At 68.8% G+C, this 480-nt stretch carries 1 pseudogene; it reads right to left on the reverse strand.

What is annotated here, in order from left to right:
- Positions 1–480: pseudogene (locus FEK34_RS29835) on the reverse strand (RHS repeat protein); the annotation flags it as partial.

Consider the following 480-nt stretch of genomic DNA (forward strand, 5'->3'; position numbering starts at 1 on the left):
GAAGGTGTAGTGGGTCATCGCGCCGTCGGGTTCGGTGCGGGCGGTGAGTAGGTCGAAGGCGCCGTAGGTGTAGCGGGTGATGCCGCCGTTGCGGTCGACGTGGGCGATCAGGTTGAGCTCGCCGTCCCACACCCAGGACTCGCCGATATCGTCGGGGTCGATGCGGCGCAGCAGTTTTCCTTCGCCCGACCAGATGTAGCGGACGGTCGCCCCGAGGGGATCGGTGACAGCGGTGGGGCGGCCGAAGTGGTCGCGTTCGATGGTGGTGACCCCGCCGTGCGGGTCGGTGACCCGGACCGGTAGTCCGGCGGCGTCGACGTCGATCGTCGTGACCGCACCCGTGGGTTCGGTGACCGAGGCGATGGCGCCGCAGGCGTGGTGGGTGTATTCGGTGCGGTTACCGGCCGGGTCGATGACAGCGGTGAGGTTGCCGTCGGCGTCCCATTCCTGACGGTGGACGGTGCCGTCGACGTTGAGGAC

The sequence above is a fragment of the Nocardia cyriacigeorgica genome, from assembly GCF_005863245.1.
In the GTDB taxonomy this organism is placed as follows: Bacteria; Actinomycetota; Actinomycetes; order Mycobacteriales; family Mycobacteriaceae; genus Nocardia; species Nocardia cyriacigeorgica_C.